Origin of the sequence: Micromonospora vulcania, from assembly GCF_042658605.1 — a bacterium.
Classification (GTDB): domain Bacteria; phylum Actinomycetota; class Actinomycetes; order Mycobacteriales; family Micromonosporaceae; genus Micromonospora; species Micromonospora vulcania.
The window spans coordinates 1-20255 of sequence record NZ_JBHSQS010000001.1 but is presented as its reverse complement, the minus strand read 5'-3'; the positions used below and the strand labels follow the sequence as shown (position 1 = coordinate 20255).

Annotated in this window: 19 protein-coding genes; 13 read left to right on the top strand and 6 right to left on the bottom strand. The window is 71.4% G+C overall.

All coding sequences use genetic code 11. From position 1 onward, the window contains the following. Window positions 1-53: 53 nt before the first annotated feature. Both ACFQGL_RS00095 and ACFQGL_RS00090 read left to right on the top strand, forming a co-directional pair. Window positions 54-434, top strand: coding sequence for an SCP2 sterol-binding domain-containing protein (locus ACFQGL_RS00095; protein ID WP_377503713.1), 381 nt, complete (start codon window positions 54-56; stop codon window positions 432-434). Next, window positions 431-2482, top strand: coding sequence for an amylo-alpha-1,6-glucosidase (locus ACFQGL_RS00090; protein ID WP_377503711.1), 2052 nt, complete (start codon window positions 431-433; stop codon window positions 2480-2482). The genes ACFQGL_RS00095 and ACFQGL_RS00090 overlap by 4 nt, the downstream gene beginning before the upstream one ends. 7 nt (window positions 2483-2489) lie before the next feature. Here ACFQGL_RS00090 and ACFQGL_RS00085 read toward each other — a convergent pair whose 3' ends face one another. Then, the gene (locus ACFQGL_RS00085; protein WP_377503709.1) at window positions 2490-3347 is read right to left on the bottom strand and encodes a hypothetical protein; all 858 of its coding nucleotides are present in this window, start codon (window positions 3345-3347) and stop codon (window positions 2490-2492) included. Between the two features lie 173 nt (window positions 3348-3520). Between ACFQGL_RS00085 and ACFQGL_RS00080 the strand changes: the two genes are divergently transcribed. From ACFQGL_RS00080 to ACFQGL_RS00065, 4 genes are all read left to right on the top strand, one after another. After that, window positions 3521-7900 carry a S8 family serine peptidase gene (locus ACFQGL_RS00080; protein WP_377503707.1) on the top strand — a complete coding sequence of 1460 codons (4380 nt, stop codon included), beginning with the start codon at window positions 3521-3523 and terminating at the stop codon, window positions 7898-7900. Window positions 7901-8149: 249 nt separating this feature from the next. After that, on the top strand, window positions 8150-8335 hold the full coding sequence (locus ACFQGL_RS00075; RefSeq protein ID WP_377503706.1) for a hypothetical protein: 186 nt from the start codon (window positions 8150-8152) through the stop codon (window positions 8333-8335). Further along, a complete protein-coding gene (locus tag ACFQGL_RS00070) occupies window positions 8325-8852 on the top strand; it encodes a hypothetical protein (RefSeq protein WP_377503704.1) in 528 nt (175 codons plus the stop codon). Before ACFQGL_RS00075 ends, ACFQGL_RS00070 begins: the two co-directional genes overlap by 11 nt. Window positions 8853-8915: 63 nt before the next feature. Next, the gene (locus ACFQGL_RS00065) at window positions 8916-9074 is read left to right on the top strand and encodes a hypothetical protein (RefSeq protein WP_377503702.1); all 159 of its coding nucleotides are present in this window, start codon (window positions 8916-8918) and stop codon (window positions 9072-9074) included. A 68-nt stretch (window positions 9075-9142) separates the two neighbouring features. Here the strand turns inward: ACFQGL_RS00065 and ACFQGL_RS00060 are convergent, their stop codons facing one another. The 5 genes from ACFQGL_RS00060 to ACFQGL_RS00040 form a co-directional block, all read right to left on the bottom strand. Next, window positions 9143-9463 carry a DUF1416 domain-containing protein gene (locus tag ACFQGL_RS00060; protein ID WP_377503700.1) on the bottom strand — a complete coding sequence of 107 codons (321 nt, stop codon included), beginning with the start codon at window positions 9461-9463 and terminating at the stop codon, window positions 9143-9145. A gap of 1 nt (window position 9464) precedes the next feature. After that, window positions 9465-10313, bottom strand: a complete 849-nt coding sequence (locus ACFQGL_RS00055) for a sulfurtransferase (protein ID WP_377503698.1) — start codon at window positions 10311-10313, stop codon at window positions 9465-9467. A gap of 209 nt (window positions 10314-10522) precedes the next feature. Then, the gene (locus ACFQGL_RS00050; RefSeq protein WP_310503780.1) at window positions 10523-10600 is read right to left on the bottom strand and encodes an Ms5788A family Cys-rich leader peptide; all 78 of its coding nucleotides are present in this window, start codon (window positions 10598-10600) and stop codon (window positions 10523-10525) included. 101 nt (window positions 10601-10701) lie between these two features. Next, window positions 10702-11490, bottom strand: coding sequence for an LmeA family phospholipid-binding protein (locus ACFQGL_RS00045; RefSeq protein ID WP_377503696.1), 789 nt, complete (start codon window positions 11488-11490; stop codon window positions 10702-10704). Between the two features lie 92 nt (window positions 11491-11582). Next, the gene (locus ACFQGL_RS00040; protein ID WP_377503695.1) at window positions 11583-12638 is read right to left on the bottom strand and encodes a hypothetical protein; all 1056 of its coding nucleotides are present in this window, start codon (window positions 12636-12638) and stop codon (window positions 11583-11585) included. 242 nt (window positions 12639-12880) lie between these two features. Here ACFQGL_RS00040 and ACFQGL_RS00035 point away from each other — a divergent pair, with 242 nt between their 5' ends. The 7 genes from ACFQGL_RS00035 to pstB all read left to right on the top strand — a co-directional run bounded on the left by ACFQGL_RS00035 (window position 12881) and on the right by pstB (window position 20087). Then, window positions 12881-13600, top strand: coding sequence for a winged helix-turn-helix transcriptional regulator (locus ACFQGL_RS00035; RefSeq protein WP_179781168.1), 720 nt, complete (start codon window positions 12881-12883; stop codon window positions 13598-13600). Window positions 13601-13785: 185 nt separating this feature from the next. Beyond that, entirely contained in the window at window positions 13786-14640 is an 855-nt protein-coding gene (locus tag ACFQGL_RS00030; RefSeq protein ID WP_377503692.1) for a polysaccharide deacetylase family protein, read from the top strand. Between the two features lie 118 nt (window positions 14641-14758). Then, window positions 14759-15685, top strand: a complete 927-nt coding sequence (mshD, locus tag ACFQGL_RS00025) for a mycothiol synthase (RefSeq protein WP_377503690.1) — start codon at window positions 14759-14761, stop codon at window positions 15683-15685. A 291-nt stretch (window positions 15686-15976) separates the two neighbouring features. Continuing rightward, window positions 15977-17077: a phosphate ABC transporter substrate-binding protein PstS gene (gene pstS, locus ACFQGL_RS00020; RefSeq protein WP_377503688.1), complete on the top strand. Its 1101-nt coding sequence runs from the start codon at window positions 15977-15979 to the stop codon at window positions 17075-17077. Between the two features lie 39 nt (window positions 17078-17116). Continuing rightward, the gene (gene pstC / locus ACFQGL_RS00015) at window positions 17117-18208 is read left to right on the top strand and encodes a phosphate ABC transporter permease subunit PstC (protein ID WP_377503686.1); all 1092 of its coding nucleotides are present in this window, start codon (window positions 17117-17119) and stop codon (window positions 18206-18208) included. Then, window positions 18205-19293, top strand: a complete 1089-nt coding sequence (pstA, locus tag ACFQGL_RS00010; RefSeq protein ID WP_377503684.1) for a phosphate ABC transporter permease PstA — start codon at window positions 18205-18207, stop codon at window positions 19291-19293. The genes pstC and pstA overlap by 4 nt, the downstream gene beginning before the upstream one ends. A 17-nt stretch (window positions 19294-19310) precedes the next feature. Further along, window positions 19311-20087 (top strand): phosphate ABC transporter ATP-binding protein PstB, encoded by a 777-nt coding sequence (gene pstB / locus ACFQGL_RS00005; protein ID WP_377504628.1) that lies wholly within the window; start codon window positions 19311-19313, stop codon window positions 20085-20087. Window positions 20088-20255 lie beyond the last annotated feature (168 nt).

Below are 20255 nucleotides of genomic sequence, written 5' to 3'. Positions count from 1 at the left end.
GGCGGAGTGCGGATACCGGCCCGACATCTCGGACAGCTGCCTACGATTCGGATGTGACCGAGGCGACGGAGAGGTTCTTCGAATCACTGCCGGCGCGCGGCCCCGAACTCCTGGGCGGCCTGGCCGACGGGACCCTCCAGATCGACCTCGGCATCGACAATCTCACCGAACACTGGCTGGTCCGGATGCGGCCGGGCTCGGTGCGGGTCAGCCGCGAACGCGGGCCGGCCGACGCGATCTGGTACAGCAGCGCCGCCCTGTTCGACCGGCTGATCACCGGCGAGGCCCAGGGGGTCGCGGCGGTGCTGCGCAACGAGAGCACGTTCAGCGGGAACGTGGTGCTGTTCCTGGCCTTCCGTCGGTTCTTCCCGAACCCACCGGGCACCCGCGACCCGCGTGACGTCGCCCGGAAGTCGGCCGGGCGGCTCGGGTGAGGGAACTCGTCAGCATCCTGGACGGAAACACCTTCCTGGTCAGCGATCGACGAGGGGACATCGAATCGTCCTTCGACTTCCCCACCGGGTTGTTCTCCTTCGACACCCGTTTCCTGTCCAGCTGGGTCCTCACCCTGGACGGCAAGCGGCTGCACGCCCTCTCCATCGACGACGCCGACTCGTACCGCACCAAGTTCTTCCTGGCGCCCGGCGAGCCCACGCACTACCTGGACGCCAAGGCGTCGGTGATCCGCAGTCGGGCGATCGTGGGCAGCTTCCAGGAGGAGCTGACCGTGCTGAACCACACCAGCGAGGAGGTCATTTTCACCGTCCGGCTGGAGATGGGCGCCGACTTCGCCGACCTGTTCGAGATCAAGCACGCCCGGCAGAAGAAGGGGCGGACGACGGCCACCGTCGCCGACAACGCGCTGCGGCTGACCTACCGGCGGGAGGCGTTCCACCGGGAGACCACGATCAGCTCCACCGCGCCGGCGCAGGTCGACGTCGCCGGAATGACCTTCCAGATCCGGGTCGGCCCGCACCGCGAGTGGACCACCCGGCTGCACGTGTCCACCGTCGTCTTCGGGGCACGGGGGGAGGACATCCGGGCCACCCTGCCGTACGGCGGCAGCCGCAGCGCGGACGCCATCCGCGCCGAGCAGCAGGAGCTGATCGACCGGGCGCCGAAGCTCGGCTGCGACTGCCAGCCGCTGGCCGGGGCGTACCGGCGTAGCCTCAACGACCTGGCGGCGCTGCGCTACGAGTCGATCGCCCTGGGCGTACGGCTGCTCGCCGCCGGGCTGCCCTGGTTCATGACCCTGTTCGGCCGGGACAGCATCATCACCTCGTTGCAGGTGCTGCCGTTCCTGCCGGAGCTGATTCCGCCGACCATCCTGATGCTGGCGGGTCTACAGGGTGAGCGGGTCGACGACTTCCGGGACGAGGAGCCGGGCAAGATCCTGCACGAGCTGCGGTACGGGGAGACCGCCGGCTTCGAGGAGCAGCCGCACTCGCCGTACTACGGGTCAGCCGACTCGACTCCGCTGTTCATCATCCTGCTCGACGAGTACGAGCGGTGGACCGGCGACGCCGAGCTGATCCGGCGGCTGGAACCACAGGTCCGCGCGGCGCTGACCTGGATCGACACGTACGGCGACCTGCTCGGCACCGGCTACCTCTGGTACCAGACCCGCAACCCGGAGAGTGGCCTGCAGAACCAGTGCTGGAAGGACTCCTGGGACGCCATCTCGTACGCCGACGGCCGGATGCCCGGCTTTCCCCGGGCCACCTGCGAGCTACAGGGGTACGCGTACGACGCGAAGATCCGCGCCGCCCGGCTGGCCCGGACGTTCTGGAACGACCCGGCGTACGCCGATCGGCTGGAGCGCGAGGCCGCGGCCCTCAAGCAGCGGTTCAACCACGACTTCTGGATCCCCGACCGGGAGTACTACGCGCTCGCACTGGACGCCGACGGCCGACAGGTGGACGCGCTCACGTCGAACATCGGTCACCTGCTCTGGAGTGGCATCGTCGACGAGTCCCGGGCCGGCAAGGTGGTCGAGCACCTGCTCGGGCCGCAACTGTTCTCCGGGTGGGGAGTGCGGACCCTCGCCGAGGACCAGGGTCGGTACAACCCGATCGGCTACCACGTGGGCACCGTCTGGCCGTTCGACAACTCGATCATCGCTTGGGGGTTGTGGCGGTACGGCTTCCGGGAGGAGGCCGGGCAGCTCTGCGAGACGATGCTGGACGCGTCCGGCTACTTCAACGGTCGGTTGCCGGAGGCGTTCGCCGGCTACTCCCGCGACCTCACCGACTACCCGGTGGAGTACCCGACCGCGTGCAGCCCGCAGGCCTGGTCGACGGGCACCCCGCTGCTGCTACTACGGGTGATGCTGGGGCTGGAGCCGCAGGGCGAGCACCTGATCATCGATCCGGCGGTGCCACCGGGCATGGGCCGGGTGGAGCTGCTGGACATCCCCGGCCGGTGGGGCCGGGTCGACGCGCTGGGCCGCAGCCGCGGCACGGAGGAACAGCGGGACGACTGACCCTGCCTCAGGCCGGGCAGCCGACGGTCGCCGTCACCCGGCCGGCGTCCGGGGTGAGGTCGGCCAGCACGGTCACCGGACCGGCGCGGTACGCGTACACCGGGGGGTGGTCCAGGAGCGGTGAGCCGCCGGCCAGCGGGGCGAGCCCACCCGGCGACGTGGCCGGGCCGGGTCCGACGACGGACCGCACGGTACGGGCCAACGCGCCGCCCGGACAGGACGCGGTCACCAGCTCCGGCGCGGCGTCGGCCGGCTGGTCGAGCGCCCGCAGCGCGGCCGTCAGGGCGGCGGCCTCCTCGCCGACGGCTGCCGCCGGCGGGGTGTGGCCGGCACCGACCGGCCGGCAGCCGGTGTCGATGGTCAAGCGGACGCGACCGTCCCCGGTCGGCCGCCCCTCGACGGCCACGAAGTCCCCGGCGTCGGCGCGCAGCTCCAAGCCGTCCAGCCCGGGACCGACCACGGCCCGCCAATCCGCCGGCAGCCGATCGGCGATCCCGGTCAGCACGGCCCGCTCGGTGCCGGCGGGCGCGAGCACCCCGACCTCACGTCGCAGCGTGCGGCCGTCGGCGAACGGGGTGACGCGGCAGCCCGACTCGATCCGCACCGGGCCCAGCTCCAGCAGCCCGGCCGCGCCGGCCGCCCGGACCAGCTCGCCGGCCGCCCGGTCGGCCACCGGCCCGGCCTGGTCGAGGGACCGCTGTTCGCGGACGGTCGGTGGGTCGTCGCGGACCGACGTCCAGGTGAGCACGGCCAGCAGCACGGCCCAGACCACGCTCGCGACCAGCAGCCAGCGCCGCCGCCGGGCGGGTGCCGGCGCGGCGGGACCGGTCGACGGGGCCCACCCCGTCCGCACAGCACCGCTCACCCGGCCATGGTGTCACGGACGGTCCGCTCAACCGGCGGCGGTCGGCCGTCGCGACGGCGTCCGCCGCGCCCGGTTCCCCCGCGCCTCGTCACTGACCAGGTACTGAACGGCGTTATCCAGTCAGCACCGGATGGACACGCCACTGCCTGGCTGTCATGACGTGGGGAGAAAGAGTGTTCCGACCATCAACCGCACGGTCCGCACGCTGGCGGACGACCGTGGCGTGCGCCGCGCTCCTGATCGGCCTCACCGCCCAACCCACGATCGCGGCGCGGGCCGCACCCACACCGACGCGGGCCAGCGTGGATCAAGGACTACTGGGCCAGCTCGGTACGACGGCCAGCGGGAGCTTCCTGGTCTATCTGCGGGACACCGCACCGGTGGCGGAGACCGCCAGGCTGCGTGACCCGGACGACCGGGCCCGTGAGGTGCATCGCCTGCTCACCACCACCGCCGAGCGCACCCAACACGACCTGCGGGCGCTGCTGACGGCCCGCCGAGCGCCGCACACCGCCTACTGGATCGCCAACGCGGTGCGGGTGACCGGCGACCGGGCACTGGTCGACGAGATCGCCAAGCGCCCCGACGTGGCCCGGATCGAGCCCGCCCGCAGCTACCCGTTGATCCAACCGACGCCGGCCGCCGGCAGCCGCGCGGGCACCAACGGCGCCGAGTGGGGGCTCAGCAACATCAACGCGCCACAGGTGTGGAGCGAGTTCGGCGACCGTGGCGAGGGCGTGGTCGTCGCCAACATCGACAGCGGCGTCCAGTACGACCACCCGGCGCTGGTCGGGGCGTACCGGGGCAACCTCGGCGGCGGCGCGTTCGACCACGACCACAACTGGTACGACCCGGCCGGCGACTGCCCGAGCCCGGCGCCCTGCGACACCAACGGCCATGGCACCCACACGATGGGCACGATGATCGGCGACGACGACGCCGGCAACCAGATCGGCGTCGCGCCCGGCGCGACCTGGATCGCCGCCAAGGGCTGCGAGGGCACCTCCTGCTCCGACGCCTCGCTGCTCGCCGCCGGCCAGTGGGTGCTGGCCCCGACGGATCTGGCTGGACGGAATCCCCGCCCCGACCTGCGTCCCGACGTGGTGAACAACTCGTGGGGCGGTGCCGGTGCCGACCCGTGGTATCAGCAGACCATCGCGGCCTGGCGGGCGGCCGGGATGTTCCCGGTCTTCTCCAGCGGCAACAACGGACCCGACTGCGGTAGCGCCGGCTCCCCCGGCGACAACGCCAACGCGTACGCGGTCGGCTCGTACGACGTCGACAACGCCCCCTCCGGCTTCTCGGGGCGGGGCGACGCCACCGACCCGCAGTCGTACAAGCCGAACATCTCGGCCCCGGGCAGCAGCGTGCGTTCCAGCGTCCCCGACGACTCGTACGCCGTCCTCAGCGGCACCTCGATGGCCGCGCCGCACGTCTCCGGCACGGTCGCGCTGATCTGGTCGGCGGCACCGAGCCTGCGGGGCGACGTCGCCGGCACCGAGGAACTGCTGGACCGGACCGCCCGGGACGTCGACGACTCCACCTGCGGTGGCACCGCCGCCGACAACAACGTCTTCGGCGAGGGCCGGCTGGACGCGTACGCGGCGGTGCGGGACGCGCCGCGCGGCGCAGTCGGGCGGATCGTGGGCCAGGTGACCGAGGCGGCCGACGGTGACCCGATCGCCGGTGCGACCGTCAGCGACGGCACCCGCAGCGTCACCACCGACGCGGACGGCCGGTACGCACTCACCGCGCCGGTCGGCCCGACCACGGTCACCGTCGACGCGTACGGCTACCGCGAGCAGTCGGCCACCGTCACCGTCGCCGACGGCGGTACCGTCACCCGCGACTTCGCCCTGGTGGCGAAGCCAAGGGTCACCATCAGCGGCCGGGTCACCGACGGCTCCGGGCACGGCTGGCCGCTCTACGCCCGGATCGAGGTCGCCGGTCGACCCGGTGGTCCGATCTTCACCAACCCGGTCACCGGGCGGTACTCGTTCACCGTCCCGGGCGACGCCAGCCACCAACTGACCGTGACCGCCCACTACCCCGGCTACCGCACGGTCACCCGGGACGTGCCGGTGGATGCCCGGCGGGTGACGGCCGACATCGCCGTACCGGTCGAACCGACCTGCGCGGCGCCCGGCTATGCCGGCAGCTTCGACGCGCCACTGTTGAGCGAGAGCTTCGACGGCACCGAGGTGCCGGCCGGCTGGACGGTCCGCAACCGCACCGAAGGCGGTGGCTGGACCTTCACCGACCTCGGCGAGCGCGGCAACCTCACCGGCGGCGCCGGCGCTTTCGCGATCGTCGACAGCGACCGGCTCGGTGCCGACAACACCCAGGACACCGACCTGGTGACGCCGACGATCGACCTGAGCACCGCACCGGCGCCGGTGCTGCGCTTCCGCAGCGACTGGCGGGCGGTCGGCGTCAGCGACACCGCCGAGGTGGACGTCTCCACCGACAGCGGCAGCACCTGGACGACGGTCTGGCACCAGAGCGACAGCCGACGCGGACCGCGGGTCGAGGAGGTGCCGCTGGGCCCGGCGGGCGGGGCGTCCTCCGTCCAGGTCAGGTTCCGCTTCAACGGCACCTTCGCCTGGTGGTGGCAGGTGGACGACGTGCAGGTGGTCAACCGCGAGTGCGCTCCGGTCCCCGGCGGGCTGGTGCTCGGCATCACCACCGACCGCAACACCGGGGCACCACTCAACCGGATCACCGTGGTCAGCCGTGACCGTCCGGAGGACCGTGGGGTGTCGGCGGCGACGCCGGACGACCCGAACCTGCCGGACGGCTTCTGGTGGCTCTACTCCGGACTGACCGGAGCGCACCCGTTCACCGCCAGCCGACCGCCGTACCGGACCACGACGAAGCGGGTGACCGTACTGGCCGACGGGGCCCGGCGGCTGGACATCGCGCTGGCCGCCGGCCGACTCACCGTCACCCCGGCCACCGTCGAGTCACACCAGCCGTACGGCGGCACCCGCACCAGGAAGGTGACGCTGCGCAACACCGGTACGGCACCGGCGACCGCCAACCTGATCGAGCGCAACGGGCGGTACGAGGCGCTGTCCGGGGCCGGCGCACCGCTGCGCGAGCAGGTGATGAAGGGAATCAGCAAGGCCCGGACCGGCACCGCGTACGGCGCGACGGGCATCGCCGCGGCACCTCGCGCCGACGACGGCTGGGCCGCAACCGCCGGCCTGCCGGAGGGGGTCTTCGACAACGCGGCAGCCGGCCTGGACGGCCGGATCTACTCCGTCGGCGGTGGTGGCGGCAGCGGCCTGGAGAGCAAGGCGTGGCGGTACGACCCCGGCCCGGATGCCTGGACCGCACTGCCCGATCTGCCGACCCCCCGGTCCAAGCCGGTCGCCGCGGCGGCGGACGGCAAGCTGTACGTGATCGGCGGCTGGGATGCCGATGACGGCACGGTCGCCTCGGTGGACGTGTTCGACCCGGCCGCCGGCAACTGGAGCACGCTGGCCGGGCCGACGAACCCGTTCCCGGTGGCGGCGGCCGGCGGGGCGGTGGCCGGCGGAAAGGTCTACCTGGTCGGCGGCTGCCTCGACAGCGCCTGCGCCGAATCGGACCGGCTGGTCGTCTTCGACCCGTCGACCGGCCTGTTCCGCACCGGAGCGGCCTACCCGCACCCGGTCGCCTGGCTCTCCTGTGGCGGGATCGGCAGTGCGGTCTACTGCGCTGGCGGCACCGGCAGCACCGAATACACCGATGCCTACCGGTACGACCCGGCGGCCGACTCCTGGAGCCCACTGCCGAACATGCCGGTGGACCTCTGGGCCTCCCAGTACACGGCGGCCGGCGGGCTGCTGGTGCTGGCCGGTGGGGTGACCTCCGGCTCGACCACCGCGACCAACCGGACCATCGCGTACGACCCGGTGGCCGGCAGGTGGCGGGACCTGCCCAACGTCCAGTTCGCCCGGTACCGGGGCGCCGCCGCCTGCGGCGCGTACAAGATCGGTGGTTCGCCCACCCCGTTCGTGGGATCGACGGACAGTGAGCGGCTGGGCGGTCTGGGCCTCTGCGCCGGTGAGGCGGACCTGCCCTGGCTGGCCGCCGCGCCGACCACCGTCACCCTGGCCCCGGGCGCGTCCCGGACGGTCACCGTCACACTGAGCGCCACCGCGGCGGCTGGCGTGCCGCGACCGGGCACCTGGACCGGCGAACTGGCCATCGCCTCGGACACGCCGTACCCGGTGCCCGCGGTGCCGGTGAAGATGAGCGTGTCGCCACCGGCGACCTGGGGCCGGATCCAGGGCACCAGCACCGGCGTGAGCTGCGGCGGAACGAGCGTCCCGCTCCGCGCGACCGTACGGGTCAACCGGGTGGGCACGACGACCGGCCACACGCTGACCGCCAACGCCCAGGGCCGGTACACCTGGTGGCTGCCCAGGGGCCGCTACGAGGTGATCGTGGCCCGGGACGGCTGGGTACCGAAGACACAACGCGTCCGGATCGCGGCGGGCACCGTCAGGACGGTCGACTTCGTACTCGACCCGGCCGAGTCCTGCGCGAGAGCGACCGGCATCTGATTGGCCGCTGCGGGTGGTCGGCGGTCGACCGCATCGTCGGCCACCCGCAGGCCCAAGTCCCGTCCGGCCGACGCCGATTGAGAACCACTGTCGGTTAACCGACACGAACGCACCCAGACAGCCGGTGCCATCGATTGACCTTGAGTAGTGGACTGGTGACGCGTGGAATCCACTGTGTGGTCCACGGCGTCGGAGGGAGGCAGTAAGGTGACGCCAACAGCGACGTCGTCGACGGCGAGAGGACCAGCAATGGGCACCGCCATCGTCAAGACCCCAGAACAGCTGCGTGAATGGCGAGCTCGGCTTCTGGAGCGCGTCCACATGAGCAAAGAGACGCTGTACGACCTGGGGCGCGACTTCGAGTTACGAGCCGACGAACGCAGCGTCTACGAGATGGTCCGGTCCATTGACTATCTCCTCGGCGATGACGACTGACGGTTCCGCCGTCTCCCCCGATCTGGTCGCCAGAGCCAGCGCGTTCGCCGACGACATCACCACCCGCTTACAACGCGTGGTGAAGACGGACAAGACCCTGTCCGCGCTGCTGATGCCTGGCAGGAACGGCGGTCGCGTCATGGTGGGCGTAGTCGAGGGAGACGACTTCGGCACCTTCCCCTTGTACATCGACAACAGGCACCGCCTCGACCTGCTGCTCAAGTTCAACTGCTGCATGGATTCGAGCGGCCAGCACCTAGCCACGGATGCCTCCTGGATTCACGTGACATCGAAGGGCGACAAGGCGCCCCTGTTCCGCTATGAGTACGTTCGGGAACTCCAAGCCGGGGTGCCCTGTGCCCACCTGCACGTTCACGGCCATCGCGACGAGTTCGCCTTCGTCATGCAGGACGGAGCGCGGGGACGCCCCAAGGCCCGCAAGCGCAGGCATGAGGTCCCCCGGCTGGCCAAGTTCCACTTCCCGCTCGGTGGACATCGCTTCCGACCCTGCGTCTAGGATGTCCTGCAAGCCGTAGTGGAGGAGTTCTGCGTCGACACTGTCGAGGGATGGCGGAACGCGGTGGACGAGGGCCGCGAGGAATGGCGCAGGCTCCAGTTGCTGGCCGCGGTACGCGACGCACCCGGCGTCGCTGCTCAGGCACTGCAGGAGTTGGACTACAAAGTGGTTCAACCCGATTCGCCCCCCGCCGACAACCAGAGCAGGATGCGCGCCTACTGATCCCCTGCGAAGCGACCGGGGCCGGTCACCCTCGCGGGTGACCGGCCCCGGTCGATCAGAGCAGTGGGTCAGGCGACGGTGACGCTGACCTCGTTGATGCCCCGGCCTGCGGTGACGGCGGTGTCGCCGTTGCCGTGCCGGGACAGCGCCCGCAGCGTCCAGGTGCCCGGCGCGGCGAAGAACCGGAACTGGCCGGCCGCTGAGGTGACCACCTCGGCGGTGAACTCACCGGTCGAGTCGAGCAGTCGGACGTACGCGCCCGCCACGACCTCGTCCCCCTCGGCGCGGACGATGCCGGTGATCACGGTTTCCTTCTCCAGATCCAGGCTGGCCGGCAACGGCGCGGCCTGGTCCGGTGCGGCGCAACCCGCGGCGGTGGGAGCGGTCATGTCAGGCCTCCCCGGGCTCGTCGCCGAGCGCGACCGGCACGCCGACCAGCGAGCCGTACTCGGTCCAGGAGCCGTCGTAGTTCTTCACGTTGCGGTGCCCGAGCAGCTCCTGGAGCACGAACCAGGTGTGCGAGGAGCGCTCGCCGATCCGGCAGTAGGCGATGGTCTCCTTGCCGTCGTCGAGCCCCGCGTCGCCGTAGATCCGGCGCAGCTCGTCGTCGGACTTGAAGGTGCCGTCCTCGTTGGCGGCCTTCGACCACGGCACGCTGATCGCGGTGGGGATGTGGCCGCCGCGCTGCGCCTGCTCCTGGGGCAGGTGGGCGGGGGCGAGCAGCCGGCCGGCGAACTCGTCGGGGCTGCGCACGTCGACCAGGTTCTTGGTGCCGATCGCGGCGACGACCTCGTCGCGGAAGGCCCGGATGGAGGTGTCCGGCTCCTGCGCGGCGTACTGCGTGGCCGGGCGGGTCACCGCGTCGGTGACCAGCGGACGGGCGTCCAGCTCCCACTTCTTGCGGCCGCCGTCGAGCAGCTTCACGTCGCCGTGGCCGTAGAGCTTGAAGTACCAGTAGGCGTACGCGGCGAACCAGTTGTTGTTGCCGCCATAGAGGACCACGGTGTCGTCGTTGCCGATGCCCCGCTCGGAGAGCAGCGCCTCGAACTGGGTCTTGTTGACGAAGTCCCGGCGGATCGGGTCCTGGAGGTCGGTCTTCCAGTCGAGCTTGATGGCGCCGGCGATGTGGCCGGTGTCGTAGGCCGAGGTGTCCTCGTCGACCTCGACGAAGACGACGCCCGGGGCGTCGAGGTTCTTCTCGGCCCACTCGGCCGAAACGAGTGCGGTGTCGCGACTCATCGAATCACTCCCTGGTGAGGATGGATGGTGAGCCAACGCGCGAGTATCGATAGGTGTGACTGTCGCACCACGCGCGGGACCCAGCGGAAGGACGGGATCACGGGTTCGTGCGACGGCGCCGCTGCCGGGCTTTCGGTGGGATCACCGGAGGGATACGAAGATCCTGCGTGCCGGTGGCCGCCGTCAGGCGGCCGGAGACAGCCCCGCCGTCAGATGACGGGGCGACACAGGCAGGTGGCCACGCGGCACAGGTCGACCGCGCGCCGTTTGGTGAGGTGGGTCCCCATGGCCAGGGAGCCTACCAGTCTGTGACCAACCTGCCACCGGGCCGACCAGCATCCGGGAATCAACCGGACGGTGGGTTCCGCCCCGGCCTGCAGACGCTCGTTCAGCTGGCGGAGTTGATCGGCACGTTCTTCGCGTCGGCGGTGACGGTCAGCCCGTCGGGCATCGGCTGAACCTTCCGGACGGCGAGCTGGAACGGCAGATCCGGCAGGGGTATGTCGATGGAGATGCCCTTGGCGTAGCTGTTCAGCAGCGCACGCGCCACCGGCAGGTTCGGCAGCCCCTCGGCGTCCAGGTTGTTGACGCGCAGTGCGACCGCTCCGTTGTCGGCGACCGTGACGTCGGCGGTGCCCCGGACCGTGAGCTTCGCACCGAGGATGTCGACCGGGGCGGTGACGGCGAGCTTGCCGCCCTGCTCGCCGAGCGTCAGCCCGGGCCGGTTCAACAGCGCGGCGAGGCTGTCGTAGCTGATCGTGCCGGTGCCGTTGACGGTGTCCGCGACGACGTCGCCCTGACCGCTGCGCAGGGTGTCCAGCGAGGCCCGCACGTTGCGGGCGTCCACGTCGAGCACCGGCAGTCGGACGGCGTCACCCTCGACCGAGGCCTGCACGTCCCGCAGATGGATGGAGATCCGCTCGTAGCGACCATCGAGCACCTGGGTGAGGAACGGAACCCCGTGGACCTCGACGTCGGGCGCGGCGGCCTGCGCGTTCTGCTTGGTGACCTCCTGGCTGACCCGGTCGGCGATGGCCCTCTCGGCCACCCCGACCGCCACCCGGTCCGCGACGACCAGCAGCCCTGCCACCAGCAGGAGCAGCACGACCAGGCCGATGAACAGCTTGCGACCGCGCCGTCGGGGCCGGGCCTCGCCGGCCGGATACTCCTGCGCCACGCCGCCTCCTGTCTCCGCCCGCCGCAGCGCGGCGAGTCGTCCCGTCCCGGTGCACCCGTTGGTACCCGACCGACTCTGGACTCAACCGTGGCTCAGAGGAAGAGCATGCACATCGCGTACGCGGCCGGCGCGGCCAGGGCGAAGCCACCGAGCGGACCCTGCATGTGCCGGGCGACCCACATGGTGGGCAGTTCTCCGGCCATCAAGCGGCCCGCCTCCGCGTACCCCACGGCGAGGTCGGAGAGCACGGCGGTGACCGCCGCGACCAGGCCGATCACCGCGGCGCGGGTTGGCGTGAAAGGTGCCACCAGGTAGCTGCCGAGGACCGCGCTGACCAGGGTGCCGACCATCGCGCCGCCAACCACGCCGGCTGCGCCCCGGGGCACCTGGGGAGCCAGCCGGGGCCACGGCAGCACCGCGTCGGTGAGGCGGGCGACGGTGAGGGCGACACCGCTCGCGGTCAGGCAGACGGTGATCGCCTGGGTGCCGGCGGGGATCCGGCTGAGCACGATCAGGGTGCCGAAGGCCACCACCCCGACCACGATGAGCAGCGTGGCGCCGAGGGAGTCGGTCACCCGGACCCGGTCGACGCGGCGGACCAACTGACCGAGCACCGCGGCCAGGAATCCACCAGCGGCCAGGTATCCCAGCGGCGCCAGGCCGGCGATGTCGGACTGCACCGCGGCGATGTCGGCGAACGCGGCGACACCGGCGCTGATCCCGCCGACCAGCAGCAGTGCGGGCGGGCGCATGGCCATCGTCCAGGCGAGCACGAACAGCAACTGGACGCCGAAGATGATGAAGGCGAACGGCAGCCGGTGACCGGGGCCCGAGGTCTGCGCGCCGAGCACCAGGCCGACGCCGAGCAGCGCGGCGAAGCCGGCGATGGTCAGCGCCAGCGGGCGGCGGACCTCGACCGGGGGTACGACCTCCTCCTCCGGCTCGTCGATCTCGTCCTCGGAGCGACGGGCCGGTTCTCCGGCACGGCGGGCACGGCGCGGCCCGCCTCGTTCCCGGCGGTCGCCGTCGTCGACGGCCGGCCCGGTACGCGGCGCGGGCGGATGGCCACGGGTCGGAGCGGCGGGGCCCGGACGGGGCCCGTCGGGCCACGAATCGCGGCCGGCCTCGGGCGAGGTGGAGGGAAACACGCCCCGATCGTGCCAGACCGACCGCCCAACGCGGTGGTCAAGGGTTTCGGCAACGTTAAAACCTGTGCCACGATCAGGGGCAAGATAGACAAACGGGAAATGGCCCGGCGGTACAGCCGGGGCGATCGGTTACTCTCAACCCGTTACCCGCCCGTCAGCGACGCCGGGACCCACGCAAGTTCTCAGCGCACTCATGCACGAGTGTGGCTGGTCGCGCGCGGCCACGCGCCGCCGGGACGGAGGTGATCGTGGAGATCCTGCTGCTGGTGACCGCGCGCGCAGGGGAGCCATCCGCTGTGCTGCCGGCACTCGACCTGCTGCCGCACTCGGTCCGCACCGCGCCACGTGACGTCCGCACCCTGGTCGCCGGCCCCAGCCCGGACGCTGTCCTGGTGGACGCGCGGTCGGAGCTGAGCGAGGCCCGGGCGACCTGCCGGATGCTGCACGCCACCGGGCTCGGGGTGCCGCTGGTCGCGGTGGTGACCGAGGCGGGCCTGATCGCACTGAACGCCGACTGGGGCGTCGACGACGTCATCCTCGCCTCGGCCGGCCCCGCCGAGGTGGAGGCGCGGCTGCGACTGGCGGTCGGTCGGCTGAGCAACGCGACCGCCGGTGCCGGTGGCTCGATCCGGGCCGGTGAGCTGACCATCGACCCCGACACGTACGCGGCCAAGCTCAAGGGACGCCCGCTCGATCTCACCTACAAGGAGTTCGAGCTGCTGAAGTTCCTGGCCCAGCACCCGGGCCGGGTGTTCACCCGCGACCAGCTGCTCCGCGAGGTCTGGGGGTACGACTACTTCGGCGGCACGCGGACGGTGGACGTACACGTCCGCCGCTTGCGCGCCAAGCTCGGCTCGGAGTACGAGTCGATGATCGGCACCGTCCGCCAGGTGGGTTACAAGTTCGTCGTGCCGCCGTCGCGGTCCCTGCCCGAGGCGGAGCACGCGCCGCTGCCCGTCTGAGATCCCCGCTCGCCCGGGGCGAATTCCTATATGCCCTTTTTGCGCAGCTCGTCGGTTCTATTCTGACTGCCGGGTTTGCTGTAGGAAGGGGCGACGGTGCGCGCAATGACCACGGGGGCGACGGGCCGGAGTGACCGGTCAGTCGGGCGGAAGCGGTGACGCCGGCCAGCTCGACGGCACGCGCGGTGGGGATCGTCACACTGGTGGTGGCGGCGCTGCTCGGCTCTGCGTACGTGCTGGGCCGCAGCCTCGTTCCCGATCCACCCCAGCGGCAGGCAACCGGAGTCACCAGCAACGCCGACGGGCCGTACTACGCCGACCAACCCAGCGGCGACGAACCGGGCGAGCCGCCGAGTGCCAGCTCCAGCGCCGGCCCCACCGAGGCCGGGCAGGACGGGACGGGGCAGAAGGGTGCCGGTCAGGACACCGGAGGCGAGCGGCTGTTCGGCGCGCACGCGACCACCGGCACGCCACGGGTCGCGCTGACCTTCGACGACGGCCCGGACCCGCGTTACACCCCGCAGGTCCTCGCCACGCTGCGCGAGTTCGACGTCAAGGCCACCTTCTGCGTGGTGGGTGAGAACGCGCAGGACCATCCCGACCTGATCCAGGCGATCGTGGCCGACGGGCACAGCCTGTGCAACCACTCCTGGCACCACGACGTCACTCTCGGCACCCGATCGGCGGAGACGATCCGCACCGACCTGCTGCGTACCAATGACGCGATCCGCGCTGCGGTCCCGGGCGCGCCGATCGTCTGGTACCGGCAGCCCGGCGGCGCCTGGACCCTCCCCGTGGTGTCGGTGGCGCAGCAGCTCGGCATGACGCCGCTGCACTGGTCGGTGGACCCGTCGGACTGGCAGGTGCCCGGCGCCAGCAAGATCACCGCGGCGGTGGTGACCCAGGTCGAACCGGGCTCGGTGGTGCTGATGCACGACGCCGGCGGCGACCGGCAGGGCACGGTGGACGCGCTGCGCCAGATCCTGTCCAACCTGACCGAGCGGTTCGAGCTGGAGGCACTGCCCACCGACCCGACGTGAACCGGCCCGACGTGAACCGGCACGACGTGAACCGGCCCGACGTGCACCGGCCCAGCGGCGCGGTCCGGCGGCCCGGGGATCCCGGCCGACCGAGGTTCCCGACGACTACGGTGACGGGATGAGCAGCGCGGAGCCGACCAGTGACCAGGTGACCCGGACCGGCCGACTGGGCCCGGCGGAGATCGCCGACGTGCTGGCGCTGGCCCGGTCCGCGGGTGACACCGACGGCGCGGACCCGCTCGACGAGCACGTCCTGCTCCGGCTGCGCGACCCCGAGGCCCCGGCCGTGCACCTGATCGCCCGGGCCGACGACGGCACCCTCACCGGGTACGCGCACCTGGACACCACCGACCCCGTCGGCGGAATCGGTGTGGAGCTGGCGGTGCATCCCGCGTACCGGCGGCGGGGCACCGGCCGGGCGCTGGCCCGGGGCGTGCTCGCCTCGGCCACCGGCCCGCTGCGGGCCTGGGCGCACGGCGATCACCCCTCGGCGGCCGCGCTCGCGGTCGACCTCGGGTTCACCCGTGCCCGGGTGCTCTGGCAGCTCCGCCGGCCACTGGCCGCCCCGCTGACCGAGCTGCGGCTGCCCGACGGTGTCGTGCTGCGCGCGTTCCGCCCGGGAGCGGACGACGACGCCTGGCTCACGCTCAACGCGCGGGCGTTCGCCGAGCACCCGGAGCAGGGCCGGTGGACGACCGACGATCTGCGGGTCCGACTGGCCGAGCCCTGGTTCGATCCGGCCGGCTTCCTGCTCGCCGAGGAGACCACGACCGGCCGACTGCTCGGCTTCCACTGGACCAAGGTGCACGAGCGGCCCGGTTCGGCCCGGATCGGCGAGGTGTACGTGCTCGGCGTGGAGCCGACCGCGCACGGCGGTGGGCTCGGTCGGGCGTTGACCACCGCCGGGCTGGCGTACCTGCGGGACAAGCGCGGCCTGGACCGGGTGATGTTGTACGTGGACGAGTCGAACACCGGGGCGGTCGCGCTCTACGAGCGGCTGGGCTTCGCCCGCTGGTCCGCGCACATCAACTACCACCTGGGCTGAGTCTCGCCCGGCCTCGGACCGGGGTCACCGAGGGGTAACGGCCACGCGTCGGCGGGATAACGGCGAACCGGAAATATGACCATACTTCCGACAGGCGCATCCGAGTTCACTTAACGGACAACTCGCCCTCAGCGAGCGGTCACCTCGGAGGCCGTACGTGTTCACCTTGCGTTCACTTGCGACCGGCGAACCGGCTACCTGGCACTTCTAACTTTCGTATCAGCCGGTCAGTGCCGGTTCTCGGGCCCCGGGATCGGGGTGCCAAGTCAGACGCGAAGGGAAACCCCTCAGGTGAAGCTCCAGCGGTACGGCACTCTTGCCTGCCTCGCTCTTACCGCGACGCTCGGTCTCAGTGCATGCGGCTCGGACAACAACGAGCCCACCACCAGCGCTTCGGGCTCGGCCGCCGCGGTCGACTGCGCCACCGGCACGGTGAACGCCCAGGGCTCGTCGGCCCAGAAGAACGCCATGGCCGAGTGGATCAAGGCGTACCAGCAGAAGTGCCAGGGCACCACGATCAACTACGAGGCCAGCGGCTCCGGCGCCGGCATCCAGACGTTCATCGCCGGCACCGCCGACTTCGCCGGCTCCGACTCCGCGCTCAAGCCGGAGGAGCAGCCGCAGGCCGACGCCAAGTGCGTCGGCGGCAAGGCCATCCACCTGCCGATGGTGATCGGCCCCGTGGCCGTCGCCTACAACGTCAGCGGCGTGGACAACCTCCAGCTCAAGCCGGCCACCCTGGCGAAGATCTTCGGTGGCAAGGTGACCAAGTGGGACGACGCCGCGATCAAGGCTGACAACCCGGACGCCAAGCTGCCGGCGACCACCATCCAGACCGTGCACCGGTCGGACGAGTCGGGCACCACCGACAACTTCACCAAGTTCCTCTCCAAGACCTCCGAGGCGGACTGGACCCTGGGCAACGCCAAGGCCTGGAAGGCCCCGGGCGGCACCGGTGCCAAGGGCTCGGACGGCGTGGCCAGCAAGGTCAAGGCCGCCGACGGCTCGATCGGCTACATGGAGTGGTCGTTCGCCGAGAACGCCGCCCTGAAGACCGCCAAGATCGGTAACGGCGCGGGCGAGTTCGCCGCGCTGACCGCCGAGGCTGCCGGCAAGACCATCGCCGGTGCCAAGGTCGAGGGCCAGGGCGACGACCTCAAGCTGTCGATCGACTACAACACCAAGGAGGCCGGGGCGTACCCGATCGTCCTGGCGACGTACGAGATCGTCTGCAGCAAGGGCCTCGCGGCCGACAAGCTGAAGCTGGTCAAGGGCCTCCTGACCTACGCCGCCAGCACCGAGGGCCAGAACTCGCTGACCGACCTGGGCTACGCCCCGCTGCCGGAGACGGTCCGCACCAAGGTCGAGACCGCGGTCAAGAACCTCTCCTGACCCGACCCCACCACCTCCGCAACCGAATCGAGCGAGCAGATGGGTGAAACCCCTCACCGCTCGGCCGACGCCGGCACCGGCGGGACGCGCGTGACCCAGAGTCACGAGTGGCCCGCCGGTGCCTCGGCGCGTGTGGCCGAGGCACCAGTCAGCACCCGTACCCCGGGCGGCGCCGGGCTGGGCGGCGGCGGCGCGCTGCCGCGCAACCGGAAATTCGGCGCCGAGCGGGCCTTCCGCGGTCTCACCCTGGCCGCCGGCACCGCCGTCCTGGTCATCATCGCCGCCATCGCGATCTTCCTGATCGCCAAGGCGGTACCGGCCCTACGCGCCAACACCGAGAACTTCTGGTCCTACGAGGGCTGGTCCCCGAACGACACCGAGCCCAAGTTCGGCATCGGGACCCTCGCCTTCGGCACCGTGCTCAGTTCGGCGTTGGCCCTGCTCATCGCGGTACCGGTGGCGCTGGGCATCGCGCTCTACCTCTCGCACTACGCGCCCCGCCGGCTGGGCACCGCGCTCGGCTTCCTGGTCGACCTGCTCGCCGCCGTACCGAGCGTGGTCTTCGGCCTCTGGGGGCGGGACGTCTTCAGCAGCCCGGTCCGGGACTTCTCGGCCTGGCTGAACGAATACTTCGGTTGGATCCCGCTCTTCGGCGGCGACGGGCCCTTCGGAGCGTCCATCCTGCTGGGTGCCCTGGTCCTGTCGATCATGGTGCTGCCGATCGTCACCTCACTCTCCCGCGAGGTGTTCCTCCAGACGCCGAAGGCGAACGAGGAGGCCGCCATCGCCCTGGGCGCCACCCGCTGGGAGATGATCCGCACCGCGGTGCTGCCCTACGGTCGCCCCGGCATCATCGCCGCGGTGATGCTCGGGCTGGGCCGCGCACTCGGTGAGACCATCGCCCTCGCGCTGACCCTCGGTATCACCTTCGGGATCTCGTTCAACCTGATCCAGAACGGCGGTAACACCATCGCCGCCAACATCGCCAACGCGTTCGGCGAGGCGAACGAGACCGGTCGGGGCGCGCTGATCGCCTCCGGCCTGGTGCTCTTCACCATCACGCTGATCGTCAACATCACCGCCCGGGCGATCATCTACCGCCGCCGGGAGTTCACGGAGTCGGCCGCATGACCACAACCGTCACCTCCCATCGCTCCCGCCCGCCGGCCCAGCCCGCTTCGCTGCGGGCCCGGCGGCTGCCCCCGTACGCCGCACCGGCCATCGCCGTGGCGGCCCTGGCGCTCGCCGCCGTGCTCGTCTACGGCACCGGCATCGGCGGCCCGGTTCTCGTGGTCGCCCTGGCCGCGGTGCTCTACCTGGCCGGGCTCTTCGCCGCGGCCAACGCCGTCGAGGGACGTCGGTCGGCCCGCAACCGCACCTGGAGCGCGCTGATCCACTCCGCGTTCGTGCTGGCCGTACTGCCACTCGCGTCGGTGGTCTGGACACTGGTCAGCAAGGGCGCCGAGCGGCTGGACGGCAACTTCTTCCAGACCTCGATGAACAACATCGGCGCCCGGGACGCGAACGGCGGCGCGTACCACGCGATCATCGGCACGCTGGAGCAGGTCGGCATCGCCGCCCTGATCACCGTGCCGCTCGGCATCCTCTGCGCCATCTACATCGTCGAGTACGGGCGGGGCCGGTTCGCGTTCGCGATCCGGTTCTTCGTGGACGTGATGACCGGCATCCCGTCGATCGTCTCCGGCCTCTTCGTGCTGGCGTTCTGGGTGCTGGTCGTGTCGCCGTGGTTCAACGACGGCCGGCCGAGCTTCTCGGGCTTCGCCGCCGCGCTGGCACTCAGCGTGCTGATGCTGCCCACCATCGTCCGGTCCACCGAGGAGATGCTCCGCCTCGTCCCGGCGCCGCTGCGCGAGGGCGCGTACGCGCTCGGCGTACCCAAGTGGAAGACCATCCTGCGGGTGGTGCTGCCGACCGCACTGCCCGGCATCGTGACCGGCGTCATGCTCGCCATCGCCCGTGCGGCCGGCGAGACCGCGCCGGTGCTGCTGGTCGCCGGCGGCGGTGCCGCGATCAACACCAACCCCTTCGAGAACAACCAGTCGTCGCTGTCCCTCTTCGTCTACCAGCAGGCCGGTGACGCGTCGAGGTACGCGCCGGCACGGGCGTGGACCGCGGCACTCACCCTGGTCGCCCTCGTGCTCATCCTGACGATCGCGGCGAAGCTGCTGGCCCGCCGCAACAGGCTCAGCCGATGAACCCCGGAGGTACCACCATGGCCAAGCGCGTCCAAGCCGCGAACGTCACTGCCTACTACGGCGGCTTCAAGGCGATCGAGAACATCAACCTGACGGTCGAGCCGAAGACGGTCACCGCCCTCATCGGGCCGTCCGGCTGCGGCAAGTCCACCTTCCTGCGGTCGATCAACCGGATGCACGAGGTGCTGCCGGGCGCCCGGGTCGAGGGCAGCCTGACCATCGACGACCAGGACATCTACCACCGGGACGTGGACGTCACCGCGGTCCGGCGCACGATCGGCATGGTCTTCCAGCGCCCCAACCCGTTCCCCACCATGTCGATCTTCGACAACGTGGTCGCCGGGCTGAAGCTCAACGGCGTCCGCCGCAAGTCGATCCTGGAGGACGCGGCCGAGAAGGCGCTGCGCTCGGCGAACCTGTGGGACGAGGTCAAGGACCGGCTGGGCAAGCCCGGCGCGGGCCTCTCCGGCGGTCAGCAGCAGCGGCTCTGCATCGCCCGTACCATCGCGGTCGAGCCGCAGGTCGTGCTGATGGACGAGCCCTGCTCGGCCCTGGACCCGATCTCCACCCTGGCGATCGAGGACCTGATGTTCCAGCTCAAGGACAAGTTCACGATCATCATCGTGACGCACAACATGCAGCAGGCCGCCCGAGTGTCGGACCGGACCGCCTTCTTCTCGATCGAGAAGACGGGCGACCCGGGCCGGCTCATCGAGTACGACAACACCCAGAAGATCTTCAGCAACCCGAGCGTGAAGAAGACCGAGGACTACATCACCGGCCGCTTCGGCTGAGCCGCTGGTTCCCGGTCCGCAAGGGGCGTCGGTCAACCTGACCGGCGCCCCTCCGCGTACCCACACCCGCACCGCGCCCCGCCCGCGCCGCGCCCCGCCCCGCGCGCGCCGCGTCCCGCCCCGCCCGCGCCGCGCGCCGCGCGCCGCCGCCGCGCCCACCCCGTCCGC

Excerpts from the sequence above, each read along its gene's own strand:
- pstA (WP_377503684.1), top strand. The coding sequence starts at position 18,205 with ATGACCACAACCGTCACCTCCCATCGCTCCCGCCCGCCGGCCCAGCCC.
- pstB (WP_377504628.1), top strand. The coding sequence starts at position 19,311 with ATGGCCAAGCGCGTCCAAGCCGCGAACGTCACTGCCTACTACGGCGGC.
- mshD (WP_377503690.1), top strand. The coding sequence starts at position 14,759 with ATGAGCAGCGCGGAGCCGACCAGTGACCAGGTGACCCGGACCGGCCGA.
- ACFQGL_RS00075 (WP_377503706.1), top strand. The coding sequence starts at position 8,150 with ATGGGCACCGCCATCGTCAAGACCCCAGAACAGCTGCGTGAATGGCGA.
- ACFQGL_RS00055 (WP_377503698.1), bottom strand. The coding sequence starts at position 10,313 with ATGAGTCGCGACACCGCACTCGTTTCGGCCGAGTGGGCCGAGAAGAAC.
- pstC (WP_377503686.1), top strand. The coding sequence starts at position 17,117 with ATGGGTGAAACCCCTCACCGCTCGGCCGACGCCGGCACCGGCGGGACG.
- ACFQGL_RS00050 (WP_310503780.1), bottom strand. The coding sequence starts at position 10,600 with ATGGGGACCCACCTCACCAAACGGCGCGCGGTCGACCTGTGCCGCGTG.
- ACFQGL_RS00070 (WP_377503704.1), top strand. The coding sequence starts at position 8,325 with ATGACGACTGACGGTTCCGCCGTCTCCCCCGATCTGGTCGCCAGAGCC.
- ACFQGL_RS00060 (WP_377503700.1), bottom strand. The coding sequence starts at position 9,463 with ATGACCGCTCCCACCGCCGCGGGTTGCGCCGCACCGGACCAGGCCGCG.